At 62.8% G+C, this 18400-nt stretch carries 15 protein-coding genes and 1 other RNA gene; 5 read left to right on the top strand and 11 right to left on the bottom strand.

Annotated elements, in window-relative coordinates:
• Positions 1-57: 57 nt before the first annotated feature.
• A complete protein-coding gene (locus M2366_RS09190; RefSeq protein WP_259269532.1) occupies positions 58-1206 on the bottom strand; it encodes an iron-containing alcohol dehydrogenase in 1149 nt (382 codons plus the stop codon).
• A gap of 137 nt (positions 1207-1343) precedes the next feature.
• Here M2366_RS09190 and M2366_RS09185 point away from each other — a divergent pair, with 137 nt between their 5' ends.
• The gene (locus M2366_RS09185) at positions 1344-2312 is read left to right on the top strand and encodes a LysR family transcriptional regulator (RefSeq protein ID WP_259269531.1); all 969 of its coding nucleotides are present in this window, start codon (positions 1344-1346) and stop codon (positions 2310-2312) included.
• 418 nt (positions 2313-2730) lie between these two features.
• Here the strand turns inward: M2366_RS09185 and M2366_RS09180 are convergent, their stop codons facing one another.
• Complete coding sequence (locus tag M2366_RS09180; RefSeq protein ID WP_259269530.1) at positions 2731-3384, bottom strand: NAD(P)H-dependent oxidoreductase; 654 nt, start codon at positions 3382-3384, stop codon at positions 2731-2733.
• 247 nt (positions 3385-3631) lie between these two features.
• On the opposite strand from M2366_RS09180, the gene M2366_RS09175 reads away from it, so the two are divergent.
• Positions 3632-4528: a LysR family transcriptional regulator gene (locus M2366_RS09175; RefSeq protein WP_033131994.1), complete on the top strand. Its 897-nt coding sequence runs from the start codon at positions 3632-3634 to the stop codon at positions 4526-4528.
• Positions 4529-5010: 482 nt separating this feature from the next.
• Here M2366_RS09175 and ffs read toward each other — a convergent pair.
• From ffs to M2366_RS09130, 9 genes are all read right to left on the bottom strand, one after another.
• An RNA gene (gene ffs, locus M2366_RS09170) (signal recognition particle sRNA small type) lies at positions 5011-5107 on the bottom strand.
• A 109-nt stretch (positions 5108-5216) separates the two neighbouring features.
• Positions 5217-6005: a sulfite exporter TauE/SafE family protein gene (locus tag M2366_RS09165; protein WP_042042107.1), complete on the bottom strand. Its 789-nt coding sequence runs from the start codon at positions 6003-6005 to the stop codon at positions 5217-5219.
• A 107-nt stretch (positions 6006-6112) separates the two neighbouring features.
• Positions 6113-7549, bottom strand: coding sequence for a basic amino acid/polyamine antiporter (locus M2366_RS09160; RefSeq protein WP_259269529.1), 1437 nt, complete (start codon positions 7547-7549; stop codon positions 6113-6115).
• A 408-nt stretch (positions 7550-7957) separates the two neighbouring features.
• Positions 7958-8716, bottom strand: a complete 759-nt coding sequence (locus M2366_RS09155; RefSeq protein WP_259269528.1) for an SDR family oxidoreductase — start codon at positions 8714-8716, stop codon at positions 7958-7960.
• Positions 8717-8777: 61 nt separating this feature from the next.
• The gene (gene mmsB / locus M2366_RS09150; protein ID WP_259269527.1) at positions 8778-9683 is read right to left on the bottom strand and encodes a 3-hydroxyisobutyrate dehydrogenase; all 906 of its coding nucleotides are present in this window, start codon (positions 9681-9683) and stop codon (positions 8778-8780) included.
• Positions 9680-10816 carry an enoyl-CoA hydratase/isomerase family protein gene (locus M2366_RS09145; RefSeq protein ID WP_259269526.1) on the bottom strand — a complete coding sequence of 379 codons (1137 nt, stop codon included), beginning with the start codon at positions 10814-10816 and terminating at the stop codon, positions 9680-9682. Before M2366_RS09145 ends, mmsB begins: the two co-directional genes overlap by 4 nt.
• Before the next feature lie 47 nt (positions 10817-10863).
• Entirely contained in the window at positions 10864-11691 is an 828-nt protein-coding gene (locus M2366_RS09140; protein ID WP_042042112.1) for an enoyl-CoA hydratase, read from the bottom strand.
• A 40-nt stretch (positions 11692-11731) separates the two neighbouring features.
• A complete protein-coding gene (locus M2366_RS09135) occupies positions 11732-12889 on the bottom strand; it encodes an acyl-CoA dehydrogenase family protein (RefSeq protein ID WP_259269525.1) in 1158 nt (385 codons plus the stop codon).
• A 16-nt stretch (positions 12890-12905) separates the two neighbouring features.
• Positions 12906-14417, bottom strand: a complete 1512-nt coding sequence (locus tag M2366_RS09130) for a CoA-acylating methylmalonate-semialdehyde dehydrogenase (protein ID WP_224430578.1) — start codon at positions 14415-14417, stop codon at positions 12906-12908.
• 242 nt (positions 14418-14659) lie between these two features.
• On the opposite strand from M2366_RS09130, the gene M2366_RS09125 reads away from it, so the two are divergent.
• The 3 genes from M2366_RS09125 to M2366_RS09115 all read left to right on the top strand — a co-directional run bounded on the left by M2366_RS09125 (position 14660) and on the right by M2366_RS09115 (position 18380).
• Complete coding sequence (locus M2366_RS09125; protein ID WP_042042115.1) at positions 14660-15808, top strand: isovaleryl-CoA dehydrogenase; 1149 nt, start codon at positions 14660-14662, stop codon at positions 15806-15808.
• Between the two features lie 94 nt (positions 15809-15902).
• Positions 15903-17516: a carboxyl transferase domain-containing protein gene (locus M2366_RS09120; protein ID WP_259236001.1), complete on the top strand. Its 1614-nt coding sequence runs from the start codon at positions 15903-15905 to the stop codon at positions 17514-17516.
• 21 nt (positions 17517-17537) lie between these two features.
• The gene (locus M2366_RS09115) at positions 17538-18380 is read left to right on the top strand and encodes an enoyl-CoA hydratase-related protein (protein ID WP_404972796.1); all 843 of its coding nucleotides are present in this window, start codon (positions 17538-17540) and stop codon (positions 18378-18380) included.
• Positions 18381-18400: the final 20 nt, after the last annotated feature.

Raw genomic sequence — 18400 nt, 5'->3', positions numbered from 1 at the left:
TGTGATGGCTGGCGACGCGCGGTTCAGTCCTGACGCAGGACCGGGAGGCACCGCCACTCACATGGCATTGCGAAGGATGGTGGCCAGCACGTCCTGGGTGTAGGTTTCGGCCAGGCCAAACCAGCGGGCGTTGCCCTTGAGGTTCTCCAGGATGGCAGGCAGGTCCGCCTCCGTGATGCCGAGCTGGGAGAGGCGGGTCGGCGTGCCTATCTTGTCGAACCATTTTTCAAGGGCGGCAATGCCTTCCTCGGCGGTGTTCAAGCCAAACAGCTGCTGGGCGAAGCGCTCGAACTGAGCCGGATTCTGGCCCTGGAACCACTTCATCCAGGCGGGCATCACCACCGACAGGCCGGCGCCATGGGGCACATTGAACAGGGCGGAGAGCGCGTGTTCGATCATGTGGTTGGGGTAACCAAAACCCGACGTCCCTGCATAGGTCAGACCATTCAATGCCAGGGTCGCAGCCCAGGCGAACTCGGCGCGGGCGTTGTAGTCGGCGGGATCCGCCAGCAACTGCTCGGTGGTCTCCAGCACGGTGGCGATGACGGACTCCACCAGGCGGGACTGAATTTTCGGCTGCACCTTGGCGGTGAAGTAGCCCTCGATGGAGTGGGCTATGATGTCCGCCGCCGAGTAGACCAGATAGTCGCGAGAGACCGTCTGCATCAGCGCCGGATTGACGATGGAGACTTTCGGGAAGGTGTGCACCGAGTTGATGGCAAACTTCTCTTTGGTGTCATCGTTGGTCACCACGGCGCCGCTGTTCATCTCGCTGCCGGTGGCAGCCAGGGTCAGGATGGCAAACACCGGCAGCGCCGCCTCTATCTGCCCCTTGCCGACGAACAGATCCCAGACATCCTCTTGATATAAGGCCCCTGCGGCAATGGCCTTGGCGCTGTCGAGCACGGAGCCGCCGCCGACGCTCAGGATGGCGTCGACCCCCTGCTCCCGCGCCAGGGCGATGGCATCACGTACCTTGGAGATGAGCGGGTTGCTGACGATGCCGCCGCACGCCACGAACGGGATCCCCTGCTCGTTCAGACTGGCGCTCACGGTGGCGAAGAGGCCATCACCCTTGATCCGCTCGCTGCCATAGGCCAGCAGCACCTTCTTGATGCCGTGCTGGGCCAGGATCTCGCCGATGAGGCGCTCCTTGCCGGTGCCGAACTCGATCCGGGTCGGGTTGTAAAAGCTGAAATTGTCCATCTTGCCTGTCTCGCTATCTGGGTGCATGCCGGGTGGCATGTCGATGAGCTGAACTATAAATGGGCAACAAACATCGAACTAGACGGCAAATGGATGAATCAGTTACAACTAAATGATGTAAATCGACGAGCAAGACCATGATCAGCGAATTGAGATCCATCACCACCTTCGTGCGCACGGTGGAACTGGGCAGCCTCAGCAAGGCCGCCGAGGCCCAGCAGATCTCCCCTCAGGCCGCCAGCAAGGCACTGAGGCAACTGGAGACCTATCTCGGGGTGCGGCTGTTTCATCGCACCACCCGCAGCATGTCGTTGACCGAAGAGGGCCAGCGTTTTCTGGAGGCAGCCCAACCCGCCCTGCTCGGCCTGCAACAGGCGCTGTCAGCCGCGAGGCAGACCCGGGAAGCATTCGCCGGCCCGCTGCGGATCGTGGGGCCACGCTCGGTCGCGCAGATGATCATCGGCCCAGTGCTGGACGAGTACTGCCGGCTCTACCCCGAGGTCCAGCCGGATGTGCAGCTCGATGACCGCATCGGCAACTGGGTGGAGGAGCGCGTCGATGTGGGCCTTAGGATCGGCCTTTCGCCACAGGATGGGCTGATCGCACGCCGCCTGTTTCCCTTGCAGCTCATCATCTGCGCCTCCCCCACCTATCTGCGCAAACATGGGGTGCCGCACACGCTGCACGATCTGGGCGTGCACCGCTGCAGCGTGTTTCGTCATGCCGGCACCGGCCACCTTATTCCCTGGCATGTGAAGCTTGGGGAGAGCGTGCAGGATCATCTCGTTCGTCCGGCAATATCGACCAATGATGAGACGGTAGAGCTGGGCGCCGTGCTGGCGGGAGAAGTGATAGGCCAAATTGCCGGGCCGACGGCGGCGGCGCACATCCGGGCCGGTCGCCTGGTTCCCCTGCTGCTCGACCACATGACAGACATGTACAGCCTGTTTCTCTACTACGGCAGCCGCGCGGCCCAGCCCGCCCGGGTACGCCGCTTCATCGATCTGGCGGTCGAGCGTCTCACCGACAGCCCGGAGTTCGTGCTCGGCGCCGAGGAGCTGCGCCTTGCCCATGCTCGGGGAGTCGGGGATGCAATCCCCGGATAAGGAGCGATAAGCAGGTGATCGAGCTGCCACAGAGACAGGAGTACCAGGCGACGGCTGACTGACGAAGAGCCCTCCACGAGAGATAGGCGGGCTTATGGTGACGCAAGGGTGCCCCAGGATGTTTCCAGCATCAGCCAAAGGAGTCTGATTGACTAACCCGGCTTTTCTTCGACGCCAATGACAACCTCGTAGTCGGCCAAGAGACGCCTTTTGCCCCTTCGAGATCCTTGACGCATGCGCCGGGTGGCAGGCGGTTGGCGGGTTGGCGGGTTGGCGGGTTGGCGGGTTGGCGGGTTGGCCAGTATGGTGGTCACTGGTGGCGACAGCTCATCGCACATATCATAGGCCAAGGCAGACGGTGAACGCCCAGCAACTGAGCGGTCACCGTCACCTCGTTGTCGACCAGCATCCGACGTCGTCAAGGGGATGTGAGTGCCTCGTCCATCTTGCTCTCCACCTGAGGCTGGGGGCTCGCCACGGGATCAAAGATGGCATCCAGATGGCCACGCAATTCTTCAATAGCGCCTGCAACATCCGGCTGCTTCATCACATCGAAGCACGAGAAGGAGGGCAACACCTCTACGCCACAGAACCTGTAGTTGGCCGTGTTGCTGACGAAGACGTCATCCACCGTTTTGCCCTCGAACAACATCTGCCCAGCATCGCCAAATGCCGCCCTCGGTGCATTCCAGGTCAGCGACAGCATGTACTGCTTGCCATGCATCTTGCCGCCAGAGCCATATTGCTTGCGCGGATCCTCGCGCGTCCTGCCATCACCCGACAGAAAACACTGCTGGAACATGCCCGCGGTAAATACCTCATCGACATACTTCTTGTAGATCCACGGCATGCCGAACCAGAAGACCGGCGATTGCAGGATGATGATGTCTGCCCACAGATGCTTGTCGACCTCGCCCTGAACGTCGTAGCCCTGCTCTATGTATGTCTCCTTCACCGCATAGCCGCGCGCTGCCATCTCTTGCTTGATGACACCTGCCAGGGTGCTGTTCAGTTTGCCGCCGGAGATGCCTTCAAAAAACTGATGTGCGTTGATGATCAATACGTTTTTCATCGTCTTCTTTTCCTCAATAATCAATGGTCTGATGCGCCTTCTCACTTGCCTGTTGGTTTCGGCGTCGTGGGGTCCATCACGCTGACCAGGGCGTCACGACACCTGAGGGAAAGAGGCCCGAGGGCATGGCAATCTTGCGGATTGGTTTTCATGGGTGCCTCCTTCACGGTGAAGGCAACTATAGGCGCCGCATTAGCGCAGAAAAATAGCTTAATCCTGCACACCATATGAAGCTATGCTTCAAGATATGAAACTCAATCAACTCGACGGCCTGATGGCCTTTTGGAAAGTCGCGGAGCATCGCGGCTTCACTGCCGCGTCTGCCGAACTGGAGGTATCGCCTTCCGCGCTAAGCCAGGCGATCAGGCAGCTGGAAGCGCGTCTCGGCGTACGCCTGCTCAATCGCACGACCCGCAGCGTGAGCCTGACGGAGGCTGGGGAGGACTATCTTGCCCGCATCGGCCCGGCACTCGGTCAGGTCATTGTGGCGGGTGAAGAGCTGAACGTCCTGCAAGGTGGGCCCACCGGCACATTACGCATCAATGCCGCACGCATTTCGACCTCAATGGTGTTGCAACCGCTGTTGGCAGGTTTCCTTCGTGAGCATCCGAACGTGAAACTTGAACTGACCAATGACGAAGGCTTCGTCGACATCGTCGAGCGGGGTTTCGATGCGGGCATTCGCATGGGAGAAGATCTGCACAAGGACATGGTCGCCCTTCCCCTTGGCGGCCCCATCACAGTCGCCATCGTCGCCTCCCCTGATTATCTCGCGCGCTTCCCCGCGCCCAGCCATCCGGACGACCTCGTGCAGCACAACTGCATCCGCTTCCGCTTCGCCGGAACAGGCGCGATCCACAAATGGGAGTTCAAGGTGAATGAGGAAATCGTCGAGTACGAGGTCAAGGGCAACCTGACCATTACGGACACCCTGTTCAGTACGGAGGCGGCACTGGAAGGCGTCGGGATCGCCTACACCTTTGAGCAGCTGGCCCTGCCACACATCAAGGCAAAGCGCCTGACGCGAGTCCTTGCACCGTTCTCGCCGACCTTTCCAGGCTTCTCTCTGTACTACCCCAGTCGGCATGATCAACCGTCCAAGTTGAAGGCATTCATCGAGTACGCGCGGCGGGCTGTCATCTGAGCAAGCCTGCTTTCTGCTGTTGCTGAACTGACCACTGGTGTTCAAAAACGCTCGTTCGCCCTTGTTACTCCTGCATAGTTGCTTGGGCTGGGATACACATGTCACCGAACCGGCAGATACCAGAGAGGATCGGCCGCTTGCTCACAACAATCCAAACGCTCCCATCATAGGGGACGAAGGCTGGAACCATGGCAGAGATGATTGCTGGGTTTTACGCGAGCACGCGCACAGACAAATAACTGGGCGAGTTTGTTATGAGCTGCCAGCCTATCCCGTGTGCCGAGCGGTTTATGGATGTCCGTCGGCAACGACAGCAGGCGTGCCGATCTTCCGAGAGTCGCAAATGTCTTAGGGACTGATGTATCGGGAACTGAGCCAGAAACGCATTGCAGATGCGATCAGTCATCAACACAAAGTGGATTACCAAGAGGTCTGAAGGGGAATTGGAAGGTAACTTATTGAATTGCAGAAACAGGTGGTGGCCCCACCAGCCACATCCCGGCACTCGAGTCCCCCACCTTGGCTGCTTCCTTCCGGATCTGACCAGGTCGACGGGTTATCAATGCGAGAGGACCAATGGGACCACCGGCGCTGAGTCTACCAAAGCAGAGGGTCATTGCAACGGCTTTCTGCCCTGCCAGGGTGCGTTTGCCTGCTTTTTCGGCAACCCGCACAAAGAGTCGGCAATCTAGCTAAAAATCATGAATTTGGCGCCGACGCACAGCAGCAGCAGGGCAAATCCCATACGCAGTCGCTGGGGAGACAAACGGTGAGCCAGACGGGCGCCGAGTCGGGCGAACTGGGTACTGGTCAACACTATGCCTAACCAGGCAGGCAGATAGATGTAGCCCAGGCTCCACTCGGGTAACTGGCTATGACCCCAACCGGTATAGAGGTAACTCAGGCTGCCCGCCAGGGCGATAGGGATGCTGCCCGCCACCGAGACGGCCACCGCCTGCTTCATGGGCACGCTGTTCCAGGTGAGGTAGGGCACGGTCAAGGAGCCACCGCCGATACCGAACATGGCGGAGAGCCAGCCGATACAGGTCCCCGCGATCCCGGTGCCAAGGGGGCCGGGCAGATGGCGTTCTGCCTTGGGTTTCAGGTTCAGCCCCATCTGCAGGGCCATGATCCAAGCGAAACAACCGATGATGATGTTGAGGGTTGTGGCGCTGAGCAGATTCACCGTCAGGCCGCCTAGCCAGGCACCGACCATCATGCCCCCCGCCAGGCGGCGAATGAGAGACCAGTCCACCACGCCCTTGGCATAGTGCACCCGCAGCGAGCTGAGTCCGGTGAAGATCATGGTGAGCATGGAGGTACCAAGGGCCAGGTGAGTCACTATTTCGGGGGCTATGCCCTGGGCATGAAAACTGACCACCAGCACGGGTACTATGATGAGACCGCCCCCTATGCCGAACAATCCACCCAACACACCTGCGAAGGCCCCCAGCAACAGATAACCCAGAAACAGCATCTTGCATCCTTATCAGAAGCCCTTGGCACGAGTCTGCTGACCCTGCTGGCTCGATCATCATCGGCAAAAAAAGAGGTGGCCCATGGGCCACCTCGCTATTGTGCCGATTAACTCAGGGGAATGGTACCGTCCATCACCTTGTAAAACGCTAGCACCGCGAAGCCGAGCAGGGCCACCGTCATCCCCTGCTCCAGTCGGTTGAGACCACGCAGGCCGTGATGTTGGCGCGCTTTCCAGTAGATGAAGATGCCCGGGCTATAGAGCAGGGCCACCAGCAGCAGGTACTCCACCCCGGCGGCATAGACCAGCCAGCAGCCATAGAGGGTCGCCACCAGGGCCAACAACAGATCCCGCTTGCGCTGATATGGCTGCCCCTCATAGGTCTGGCCACTCAGGGCTAGTTTGAGGCCATAGGCCCCCGAGAAGACATAAGGCACCAGGGCCGCCGCCGTGGTGATGTTGACCAGCGCCAGATAGGTGCTGTTCTGGAAATAGATGATGATGAGGAAGGCCTGCACCAGGCAGGTGGAGCACCAGAGGGAGACGCTGGGAGATCCCCGCTTGTTCTCCCGGGCAAACCAGGCCGGGAACACCCCCGTCTTGCCGGCGATGAAAGGCACCTCGGCGGCCAGCACTGTCCAGCTGAGCAGGGCCCCCATCACCGAGATGACCAGGCCGATATTGATGAGCCAGGCCCCCCAGGGCCCGACCACGGCCTCCAGTATCATGGCGGTGGAGGGATTCTTCAGGGCCGCCAACTCAGGCTGGCTCATGACTCCCAGGGAAAAGAGCGTCACCATCACGTACAGCGTCAGGGCGCCGAGCAGGGCCAGCACAGTAGCGCTGCCCACGTCCTTGCGCTGGCGGGCCCGGGCCGAGACCACCACGGCCCCCTCGATACCGATGAAGACCCAGAGGGTCACCTTCATGGTGGATTTCACCTGATCCATCACGGATCCCAGCTCACCATTGCCCTGGCCCCAGAAGTCCAGGGTGAAGGTGTCCAGATTGAAGGCGAGCAGCACCGCGACGCAGAACACGATGAGGGGCACCATCTTGGCGATGGTGGTCACTATGTTGACCAGGGCCGCCACCTGCACCCCGCGCAGCACCAGCGCATGCACCGACCAGATGAGCAGGGACGCCAGCAGGATGGCGGTGGGGGTATTGCCATTGCCGAAGATGACATTGTCCGGGGTATCGAAGAAATAGCTCAGGGCGCTGAACACCACGACGGCGTAGGAGACGTTGGCCAGCAGCTGGCAGATCCAGTAGCCCCAGGCGGCATTGAAGCCGATAAAATCGCCAAATCCGGCCTTGGCATAACTGAAGATGCCGCCATCGAGATCCGGGCGGCGCAGGGAGAGGCTCTGATAGACCAGGGCCAGGCAGATCATGCCAAGTCCGGTGATGGTCCAGCCCAGGGCCACGGCTCCGGCGCTGGCATGGGCGGCGATATTTTGCGGCAAACTGAACACACCGGCTCCGATCATGGAGCCAATCACCAGTGAGATGAGGGCACCCAGCCCGAGTTTCTTGTCCATCTCTATCCTGTTGCTTGTCTTGGCGGCGGTTGAGAGTCCCTGCTCAATTCGACTCGCATCATGATGGAGCGACTGTCCCTGCCCCCTGAAAAAGGCGGCAACTATATTGCATGACTATACGGCTCGCAATCCTTCGCCATATCAATCGTTGGCCGCCTTGACCGGGCGCAATTTTACAGAAGTCACGGGCACGGCCTGTGAGCTGGCTCAAACTCTGCCGGATTGTCGCCACTTTCAGGGAATACCATGATCTGACCCCGGATCCTGGTGCCTTGCATAAGCACGCAAGCCAGGGTCGTCATGGTGCATCTGGGGGAAGAGCCGCATCTCGCTCGCGGTGCGGGCCACAAAGCAGACCACAAGGCGGGGCCTTCGCCCCGCGCTCGCTGGTTTGATGACGCTGCCCCGCTACAAGCGCAGGCCACCATCGAGATCTATCATGCGCCCGGACAGGTAATCATTGCCAAGGATGAAGCGCACCGCATCGGCGAGCTGGTGCGCCTCCCCCAGGCACGCGGCGGGGATGGCGTGCAGCATGCGATCCATCGCCTCGGGCTTCATCGCCGCCGTCATCTCGGTAGCGAAGACCCCGGGGGCGATGCCCATCACCCGGATGCCATGGCGCGACAGCTCCCGCGCCCAAGTGACCACCAGGGCGGCCACCCCCGCCTTGCTGGCGGCATAGTTGCTCTGTCCCATGTTGCCGACCCTGGCAATGGAGGAGATGTTGATGATGACGCCACCCAGGCCATGGCGCGCCATCAGGGCGGCCCCCTCGCGGCCACACAGGAAGGTGCCGGTCAGATTGACATCAATCACCGCCTGCCACTGGGCCAGGGAGAGTTTGTCGGTCAGCACCCCCTCTTTCATCTTGATGAGCAGACCATCGCGCAAGATCCCGGCGCAGTTGATAAGGCCAGCAAGGGGCCCCAGGTCATGGATGGCGGCGAAGCTTGCCTCCACCTCGCCCTCATCGGCCACGTTGCAGACATGGAGTGAACAGCGGCCACCCCGGCTCTGCAACTCGGCCTCGGTGATCTCCAGATCCGCTCGATTGACATCGATGAGTGCCAGTCTGGCCCCTTGTTCGGCCAGGGCCAGCGCAATGGCCCTGCCGAGGCCCCGTCCCGCCCCTGTCACGGCAATCAATTTATTATTCAGATCCATCAAGGCTCCTCGTTATCTCAGTGGAGGGGCCCAGTGCGGCCCGCTCCTTGGGGAAGTCGTCTCAATCGGGTTCCCGATAGAGGTTGAGGATGCTGGAAAAATCGCGATCCCCCTCCCCTCGACTGGCGTGCAGATTGAACAAGTTACGCGCCAGCGCCCCCATGGGCACGGCGCTGTGGGCATGTTCGGCCAATCCCATGGCCAGTCCCAGATCCTTGACCATGAGCCGGGTCATGAAGCCGCCGCTGTAACCGCGGGACGCCGGGGCACTCTCCATCACCCCGGGCCAGGGGTTGTAGCGCTCCAGGCTCCAGTTATTGCCCGAGCTCTTGGCCATGATGCCGGAGAGCACGGCGGCATCCAGCCCCTCCTTGACCCCCAGTGCCAACGCCTCGGCGGTACCCGCCATGTGGATGGCAAGCAGCATGTTGTTGCACATCTTGGCGATTTGACCCGCGCCAAGGGGACCGGCATGAAACAGGTTCTGCCCCATCAACCCAAGCACAGGGCGGGCGGATTCAAAATCCGCCGCCTCGCCACCGACGATAAAGGTGAGGGTACCCGCCGCCGCCCCCACGACCCCGCCTGAAACGGGGGCATCGATGAAGCGATGGTCCAGCAAGCGGGCTGCCCCCCCCACGGCGCGGGCCGAGGCGACATCGATGGTGGAGCAGTCGATGATAAGGGTATTGGGGGCCAGGGCCTGGAGCAGGCCAGGATTGCCTCCCCCGTCACCGAGCCAGAGCCCCATCACGTGCTCCCCGGCAGGCAACATGCTGATCACCAGCTCGCAGCCGGCTGCCGCCTCGGCGGCACTGGCGGCGCAGTGACAGCCCGCCTGCTTGGCCGCAATCAGATGATCGGGCAGCAGATCGAACACCTGTACCCGCAGCCCCGCCTTGGCCAGGTTGGCGGCCATGGGGCCGCCCATGTTGCCAAGGCCGATAAAACCTACCCCTGTCGTCATATGCTGCTGTCTCCATGAGTCGCTTGTCCCTTGAGCTCGCGCCAGAGGGGATTGCTCGCCCCCGCGCAGGCGGGCCAGCGATAGAATTCCGCGATAGCGGTCTGTTCGGCGTCTTGCCAGCGAGGCTGCTTGTCCTTGTCGATGAGCAGCGCCCTGACCCCTTCGATAAAGTCTCCCTTGAGGACGCAATTCACCGACAGGGTCAGCTCATTGGCGAAGGATCCCGCCAGTGATTGCTGACGCCCCTGCCAGTATTGGCGCCACAGCAAGCCGCGGCTCAAGGGGCTGCCGCTGCGACAACTGTCCCGTTGCTGTGCCAGCGACCCTGTCAAAGGGGCGTCGAATAGCCGATCGAGCACCCGCACCAGACTGCGGCCCAGCAAGAGGGATTCAATCTGTGCGAGATGAGGCAGCAACAGCGGCTCGGGCAGGGGTGCTGCCGCCCCCAACGCCGCCAGCATCAACGCCAGGCTGTCATCGAGCTCCTCTGCCGGCTGCCGCCAGTCGAGCCGCAGCAATGCCTCGATCAGCTGAGGGCGAGCGGCTCTGCTCAGCGCCCCATCGGCCAGCCCCAGCCCCAGGGCGTCGGCACCATTGATACGGGCCCCGGTCAGGCCGAGCCAGAGCCCGACGCGGCCCGGCAACCGGCTCAAGAACCAGCTGGCCCCCACATCCGGATAGAGGCCTATGCTCACCTCCGGCATGGCCAGCAGGCTACACTCCGTCACCAGCCGAAAACGGGCCCCGACAAACAGCCCCATGCCGCCCCCCATGCAGATGCCATCTGCGACGCAGATCAGCGGTTTGGGGTAGTGATGGATCAGCAGATCGAGCCGGTACTCCTGCTCGAAGAAAGCGCAGGCATAATCCGCCAGCTCAGGGTCTGTCATGCGCTGGCGCTCATGATAGAAGGCGCGAATATCCCCCCCGGCACAGAATGCCTTCTCCCCGGCCCCCTCCAGCAGCACGCCACACACAGTGTCATCGTCTTGCCAGTCAGCTAACTGCTGTGCCAAGGCCTGGATCATCGGCAGGCTCAAGGCATTGAGGGACGCCGGACTGTCCAGGGTCAGCACCCCCAACCGTTGGCCATCCCGGGTCGGCAGTAACGCGACCTTTACCCCATCACTCATCTCGTGCTCCTCACTCAAAGCGGCTCTGGTTGGCTTGCTTGCGGCCATCACTGCGTCTGTTTGCCTGGCTCGTGCTGGCCATGACCCTGGATGTCATCACTTCGACCGTAGTGCCAACGCGGCGCCCGCTTCTCCAGAAAGGCCGCCACCCCCTCTTGCTGATTCGCATCCTGAAAAAGGTCGAGGAAGAGGGCGCGCTCCATGGGCAGCGCTTCATCACGAGGACGGCGACGCCCCTCGTTGATGAGCCGTTTGCAGGCGCGCAGGGCGGCGGGACTTTGGCGCTCGGCATGGCTTGCCATCTGCCTGGCGGCCTCCCAGGCGCAACCCACCTTGACCACCTCTTCCACCAGGCCTATCTCGTAGGCCAGGGTGGCATCGACCTTCTCGGCGCACAAAATGAGGCGCTTGGCCCAACCCGGCCCCACCAGTTCGGTCAGGCGCTGGGTGCCGCCTGCGCAGGGCAAGAGTCCCACCGACGCCTCAGGCAGCCCCATGATGGCTTGCTGCTCGGCGATGCGAATATCGCAGGCCAACGCCACTTCCAGCCCGCCCCCCATGGCAAACCCCGTGATGGCGGCGATGCTGACCCCGTGAAAGCGAGCCAGGGCCTCGAACGCTTCGCCAAAGGCCTCGGCCACCTGCGCGGCATGCAGGCTGTCACCGTCGGCAAACATCTTGAGATCGGCGCCGGCGCAGAAGAACCTGTCACCGGCCCCGCGGATAACCAGGGCCACTATCTCGGGTTTGCCGTCGAGCTCGGCCATCATCTGCACGAAGGCGCGCAGGCTGGCCAGGGTCCAGGTATTGGCCGGTGGGTTGTCCAGGGTGATGTAGGCCACGTGGCCATGGTATTCGAGCCGTATCCTTGTCATGGGATCATCCTTGTGTGCGGGCAACGTCATGGCATCGCCCCTATAGCAGATTCAGTGAGGGAGTGGCCAGCAGGCGACGGGCGATGATGAGTCGCATCACCTCGTTGGTTCCCTCCAGGATGCGATGTACCCGGGTATCGCGCAGATAGCGTTCGAGGGGATATTCGCGGATATAACCATAGCCGCCAAAGAGTTGCAGGGCCTCATCGCAGATCTGATAACCGATGTCGGTGGCGAAGCGCTTGGCCATGGCGCACCAGGCGCTCTTGTCCGGGCTGTTCTCGTCGAGCTTGGCCGCCGCCTGACGCACCAGCAGCCGGGCGGCGGCCAGTTCGGTCGCCATGTCGGCCAGACGAAACTGCACGCTCTGAAACTCGCCGATGGGGCGGCCAAATTGCTGACGCTCGGTCACATAGGCCAGGGCATCATCCAGGGCCTGCTGGGCCGTGCCCAGGGAGCAGCTGGCGATGTTGATGCGACCGCCATCCAGGGCCTGCATGGCAAACTTGAACCCCTCCCCCTCTTCCCCCAGCCGATAGTTGGCGGGAATGCGCACCCCGTTAAAGGCCACTTCCCGGGTCGGTTGACTGTGCCAGCCCAGCTTCTCTTCGGCCTTGCCGTAGACGATGCCCTCGCTGTTTGCCGGCACCATGAAGGCGGAGATCCCCCCCGCCCCCTCGCCGCCGGTGCGGGCCATCACCACCAGCACATCGGTGCTGCCTGCCCCGGAGATAAACACCTTGCTCCCCTCGATGAGGTAATCATCGCCGTCGCGCAGGGCGCGGCTCTTGAGGGCGGCGGCGTCCGAGCCCGCCCCAGGTTCGGTGAGGCAATAGGAGCCGAGCAACTCGCCACTGACCAGACGTGGCACCCACTCCCCGGCAACCTCGGCGGGCAGCCAGCGCCCCAGCATCCAGCTCACCATGTTATGGATGGTGAGATAGGCGGTGGTGGAGGTGCAGCCCATGGCGAGGCGCTCGAAGATGAGGCTGGCGTCGAGCCGGGGCAGCCCCAGGCCGCCATATGGCTCCTGGGTATAGAGGCCGCAAAAGCCGAGCTCGGCCGCCTGTTTGATGGTCTGGATGGGAAACTCATGATCCCTGTCCCAGCGGGCGGCATTGGGCTTGAACGCCTCGTTGGCGAAGGCGGTGGCGGCATCGCAGTAAGCCTGCTGATCCTCGGTCAGATTGAAATTCATGGGCAAGAGTCCTCACTCAACGCAGGCTGATGGTCATGTTGGGGCCAGTGGGAATGTCTTCGTCAAACCAGCGCTCGGTCACCGTCTTGGTCTCGGTATAGAAGCGCACCGCCTGTTTGCCGTAGGCGTGCAAGTCCCCATAGAAAGAGCCGCGCCAACCGGTGAAGGAGAAGAACGGCAGCGGCACCGGGATGGGCACATTGATGCCCACCTGGCCCACCGCCACCTCGTGGCGAAAGGTACGGGCCGCGGCGCCGCAACCGGTGAAGATGGAGGTGCCATTGCCATAGGGGTTGCGATTGATGAGGGCGAGCGCCTCAGCCAGGCTGTCGACCTCCATGCAGCAGAGCACAGGGCCGAAGATCTCCTCCCGATAGAGTCCCATCTGCGCCGTCACGCCGCGAAACAGTGTGGGGCCCACCCAATTGCCGACCGGGTAACCCGCCACCTCGCACAGGGTGCCATCGAGCAGACACTCGGCCCCTTCCTGCTTGCCCGCTTCAATCAGATTCTCCACCCGCACCCTGGCCTCCGGGCTGATAAGAGGGCCATAGGCGGCTTGCGGATCGTCCCACACCCCGGGGCGCACGGCGGCGAATGCCTCGGCAAGTTCCGGGATCCAGTCGCGGGCACTGCCGACGAACACCGCCACGCTGATGGCCATGCAGCGCTGACCGGCGGCGCCGACCCCGGCCCCCACCAGGTTGCTCAGCACCTGCCCCTTGTTGGCATCGGGCATGATCACCATGTGATTCTTGGCGCCGACAAAGCATTGGGCGCGTTTGAGCTGTTCGGTCGCGGTGCGATAGACATGAGCCCCGACCCGGGCCGAGCCGACGAAGCTGACTGCCTTCACGTCCGGGTGGGTCAAGAGCGCATCCACCTGCTCGGCACCGCCGTGCACCACGCTGAGGATGCCCGCCGGGGCCCCCGCCTCGGTGAACAGCTCGGCCAGCCGCATGGGGGTGAGCGGATCCTGTTCGGAGGGCTTGAGCACGAAGCCATTGCCGCAGGCGATGGCCAGGGGAAACATCCACAGCGGGATCATGGCCGGGAAGTTGAATGGGGTGATACCGACGCAGACCCCCAGCGGTTGCACCCAGGAGTGCCCATCGACCCGCCGCGCCACATTGCCCATGGTCTCGCCCATGGTCTGGCTGGCGATGCCGCAGGCTTGTTCAACCACTTCGATACCGCGCCACACATCCCCCTTGGCATCGGCAAAGTTCTTGCCCGTCTCCTGAGCCAGCAGGGTGGCCAGCTCGTCATGATGGACTTTAAGCAGATGCTGATAGTTGAACATGACCCTGGCCCGCTCCGGCGCAGGCACATCCCGCCACAGCAGATAGGCTTGCTGGGCGCTGCGCACCGCCAGCTCAACCTCCTCTGCCGTGGCCCTGGGGGCGCGGGCCAGCAGACTCTGATCCGCCGGATTGGTCACCTCTATCCACTGCTCCGTCGTCGAGGCATGGGGCCCGCCGTTGATGTAGAGCGGCAGATCCCCGTACAGGGTGGCATGGCTGGTCATGTTCTTAACTCCTTTGAGTCTGGTCAGACGACTGGATTGCACAGGATTGAGCGGGCGGCAGCGCGGCCAGCTCCCTCACCACAAGGGATTTTACCTTAGACTAACAATTGATTTACGTTTACGCTAACGTAAACTAACTCTGGAGATGGACTGACCAGTCAGGACGACAGCAAGGTGCCCATTATTGCCTGCCGTCCCCGCACTCAGACCCACTCCACCCTCGTGATGACAAGGAGACAGCTATGCCCCCATTGATGGATGAGACCCTGCTGGCCCTGACCGACCAGGTCGGCGCTTTCTGTCGACAAGTGATAGCGCCGCGCGCCGCCGAGATAGACAGCAGCAACCTCTTTCCCCGGGATCTCTGGCCATTGATGGGAAGTCTCGGCCTGCATGGCATCACTGTCGGCGAGGAGTATGGCGGCGTGGGCCTGGGCTACCTGGCTCACGTGCTGGTGATGGAGCAGGTGAGCCGGGCCAGCGCCTCGGTCGGGCTCTCCTATGGTGCCCACTCCAACCTGTGCATCAACCAGATCCACCGCCACGGCACCCCCGATCAGAAGGCGCGTTACCTGCCTGATCTGGTCAGCGGCGCCAAGGTGGGCGCCCTGGCCATGAGCGAGCCTGGTGCCGGATCCGATGTGGTGAGCATGCGCTTGCTGGCCGAGGCGAGGGACAATCACTTCGTGCTGAACGGCAACAAGATGTGGATCACCAATGGCCCCGATGCCGAGACCTTCGTCATCTATGCCAAGACGGATGCCAAGGCGGGGGCCAAGGGGATATCCGCCTTCATCGTCGAGGCGGGCACCCCGGGATTTCGCACGGCCCAGAAGCTCGACAAGCTGGGCATGCGGGGCTCCAGTACCTGCGAGCTGGTGTTCGACAACTGCAATGTTCCCAAAGAGAACCTGCTCGGCCCGCTGCACGGGGGCATCAAGGTGCTGATGAGCGGTCTCGATTATGAGCGGGTGGTGCTGGCGGCGGGTCCCCTTGGCATCATGCAGGCCTGCATGGACGTGGCGTTGCCCTATGTGCGCGAGCGCAAGCAGTTCGGCCAGGCCATCGGTGAATTCCAGCTGGTGCAGGGCAAACTGGCCGACATGTACACCCGCCTGGCCAGCAGCCGGGCCCTGGTCTACTCGGTGGCCAACGCCTGCGATCAAGGGCAGACCAGCCGCAAGGATTGCGCCGCCGCCATCTTGCTTGCCGCGGAAAATGCCACCCAGATGGCACTGGATGCCATCCAGCTGCTCGGCGGCAATGGCTACATCAACGAATACCCGACCGGGCGCCTGCTGCGGGACGCCAAGCTGTACGAGATAGGTGCCGGCACCTCGGAGATCCGCCGCTGGCTCATCGGCCGCGAGCTGATGGGAGAGTCTGCATGAAGCCGTTGCACGCCCAGCTAGCACGCCATAGCGCCGACCGCTCTGTGACTCACCGGGCAGACCTTTTCCCTTACACCTTTTTAGGGGAGCCCGCATGAGCCAGATCCACTCCCAGCTCGACACCCATAGCCCCGACTATGAGGCCAACAGGGCCGCCATGCAGGCCCTGGTCGAGGATCTGCACGATCGGCTGGAGGAGATAACCCTGGGGGGCGGCGCCGTCAATCAGGCCCGCCACACCGGGCGTGGCAAGTTGCTGCCCCGCGAGCGCATCGACCGGCTGCTCGACCCCGGCTCCCCTTTCCTCGAGCTCTCCGCCCTGGCGGCCTGGGGGGTCTATGACGAAGCCGTCCCCGCCGCCGGTATCATCACCGGGCTTGGTCGCATCAACGGCAGGCTCTGCCTGCTGGTGGTCAACGACGCCACCGTCAAGGGCGGCACCTATTACCCCCTCACGGTGAAGAAACACCTGCGCGCCCAGGCCATCGCCGAGCGGCTGCGCCTCCCTTGCCTCTACCTGGTGGACTCTGGCGGCGCCTTCTTGCCGATGCAGGACGAGGTGTTTCCCGACCGGGATCATTTCGGTCGCATCTTCTACAACCAGGCTCGCCTCTCGGGCCAGGGCATCCCCCAGCTCGCCGTGGTGATGGGGCTCTGTACCGCAGGCGGCGCCTATGTGCCCGCCATGGCGGACGAGTCCATCATGGTCAAGCAGCAGGCCACCATTTTCCTGGCCGGCCCCCCCCTGGTCAAAGCCGCCACTGGCGAGGAGATCAGCGCCGAAGCGTTGGGGGGGGCCCTGGTCCACTGCGCCCACTCTGGCGTTGCCGATCACCTGGCCAGAGATGACGACCATGCCTTGCAACTGGCCCGCACCCTGGTCAGCAACCTGGGGGGCGACCAGCCAGCCAACCGCCCCCTCTATCGGGAGCCTGTCTATCCCATCGAGGAGCTCTATGGTCTGGTCGGTACCAGTCTGAAGCGGCCGGTGGAGGCGAGGGAGATCATCGCTCGCCTGGTCGATGGCTCGGACTTTGACGAGTTCAAGGCGCTGTACGGCACCACGCTCGTCACCGGGTTCTCCCGCATCCAGGGCATGGCCGTCGGGATCCTCGCCAACAACGGTGTGCTGCACAGCGACAGCGCCCAGAAGGGCGCCCACTTCATCCAGCTCTGCAACAGACGCGCCATCCCGTTGCTGTTTCTGCAGAACATCACCGGCTTCATGGTGGGCAGCCAGGCCGAGCGAGAAGGGATCGCCAAACACGGTGCCAAGCTAGTTACTGCCGTTGCTTGCAGCCGGGTGCCCAAGCTCACCCTGATCACCGGGGGCAGCTTTGGCGCCGGCAACTACGGCATGTGTGGCCGCGCCTTTGACCCCGACTTCCTGTTCAGCTGGCCCAACAGCCGCATCTCCGTCATGGGGGGCGAACAGGCGGCTGGCGTCTTGGTGCAGGTGCGCCGCGACAAGCTCGCCGCAGCGGGAAAGCCCCTCGACGAGCAGGAGGCGCAGGCTATCCGCACCCCTGTGCTCGACCAGTATGAACGCCAGGGTCACCCCTACTACGCCAGTGCCCGGCTCTGGGACGATGGGGTCATCGACCCGGCCCAGAGCCGCACCGTACTCGCACTGGCCCTGGCCGCCTGTCAGGATGCCCTGGCCCGCGCCCGAGTGACCCCCGAGCAATATGGCATCTTCCGGATGTAAGGAGCCCGTATGAAAGCAGACATGAGGTCATCCCCTGCCGCCCCCGACAACAGGGCCGCCCCGGATGCCGGATTTCGCCTGGAGCAGACTGGCCCCTTGGCTGAGCTGGTGCTCTGCCGCCCGGCACGCCATAACGCCTTTGACAAGGCGCTGATCCAGGGGCTGCTTGGCGCCTTGCGCGAGCTGGCTGACCGCACTGAGCACAGTCCCCGGGCGCTGCTGCTGCGCGCCGAGGGCAAACACTTTTGCGCCGGCGCCGATCTCGACTGGATGCGGGATCTCTCTCATGCCGATGTTGAACACAACAGGGAGGATGCCCGCCAGCTCGCCCTGCTGATGCAAACCCTGGACGAGCTGCCCTTCCCCACCCTGGCCCTGGTGCAGGGCGCCGCCTATGGGGGGGCACTTGGTCTCATCTGTGCCTGCGACATCGCCTTGGCCAGCGACGATGCCCGCTTCTGCCTCTCCGAAGTGGGTCTGGGATTGGTGCCAGCGGTGATAAGCCCCTATGTGGTGCGCACCCTGGGGCAGCGCCAGGCACGGTGCTACATGCTCAGTGCCGAACCCTTCGATGCCATCACCGCCTGTCGGCTCAACGTGATTCATCAGCGGTTCAGCCCCGACGCCTTGCTGGAAGAGGGCCGTGCCCTGGCCCGAACGCTGTGCCAGAACGGCCCGGCGGCCATGGCCGACACCAAGGCACTGCTCGATAAGCTCGCCCATCTGCCCGCCAGTCAACACCAGGCGCTGACCGTGGATACCATTGCCCGGGTGCGGGTCGGCGCCGAGGCCCAGGAGGGGATGCAGGCTTTCTTTGACAAGCGCCCGCCCGCCTGGCGTCCCGAATGCAAGGAGAAACCATGACTGAGCTAGTCCCTATCAAA

The sequence above is a fragment of the Aeromonas sp. BIGb0405 genome (assembly GCF_024807335.1).
Classification (GTDB): domain Bacteria; phylum Pseudomonadota; class Gammaproteobacteria; order Enterobacterales; family Aeromonadaceae; genus Aeromonas; species Aeromonas rivuli.
The sequence above is the reverse complement of the archived record's forward strand: the minus strand, read 5'-3'. Positions and strand labels throughout refer to the sequence as shown.

Excerpts from the sequence above, each read along its gene's own strand:
- M2366_RS09145 (WP_259269526.1), bottom strand. The coding sequence starts at position 10,816 with ATGAGTGATGGGGTAAAGGTCGCGTTACTGCCGACCCGGGATGGCCAA.
- M2366_RS09155 (WP_259269528.1), bottom strand. The coding sequence starts at position 8,716 with ATGGATCTGAATAATAAATTGATTGCCGTGACAGGGGCGGGACGGGGC.
- M2366_RS09140 (WP_042042112.1), bottom strand. The coding sequence starts at position 11,691 with ATGACAAGGATACGGCTCGAATACCATGGCCACGTGGCCTACATCACC.
- M2366_RS09125 (WP_042042115.1), top strand. The coding sequence starts at position 14,660 with ATGCCCCCATTGATGGATGAGACCCTGCTGGCCCTGACCGACCAGGTC.
- M2366_RS09175 (WP_033131994.1), top strand. The coding sequence starts at position 3,632 with ATGAAACTCAATCAACTCGACGGCCTGATGGCCTTTTGGAAAGTCGCG.
- M2366_RS09180 (WP_259269530.1), bottom strand. The coding sequence starts at position 3,384 with ATGAAAAACGTATTGATCATCAACGCACATCAGTTTTTTGAAGGCATC.
- M2366_RS09135 (WP_259269525.1), bottom strand. The coding sequence starts at position 12,889 with ATGAATTTCAATCTGACCGAGGATCAGCAGGCTTACTGCGATGCCGCC.
- M2366_RS09120 (WP_259236001.1), top strand. The coding sequence starts at position 15,903 with ATGAGCCAGATCCACTCCCAGCTCGACACCCATAGCCCCGACTATGAG.
- M2366_RS09185 (WP_259269531.1), top strand. The coding sequence starts at position 1,344 with ATGATCAGCGAATTGAGATCCATCACCACCTTCGTGCGCACGGTGGAA.
- M2366_RS09160 (WP_259269529.1), bottom strand. The coding sequence starts at position 7,549 with ATGGACAAGAAACTCGGGCTGGGTGCCCTCATCTCACTGGTGATTGGC.
- M2366_RS09115 (WP_404972796.1), top strand. The coding sequence starts at position 17,538 with ATGAGGTCATCCCCTGCCGCCCCCGACAACAGGGCCGCCCCGGATGCC.
- M2366_RS09130 (WP_224430578.1), bottom strand. The coding sequence starts at position 14,417 with ATGACCAGCCATGCCACCCTGTACGGGGATCTGCCGCTCTACATCAAC.
- mmsB (WP_259269527.1), bottom strand. The coding sequence starts at position 9,683 with ATGACGACAGGGGTAGGTTTTATCGGCCTTGGCAACATGGGCGGCCCC.
- M2366_RS09190 (WP_259269532.1), bottom strand. The coding sequence starts at position 1,206 with ATGGACAATTTCAGCTTTTACAACCCGACCCGGATCGAGTTCGGCACC.
- M2366_RS09165 (WP_042042107.1), bottom strand. The coding sequence starts at position 6,005 with ATGCTGTTTCTGGGTTATCTGTTGCTGGGGGCCTTCGCAGGTGTGTTG.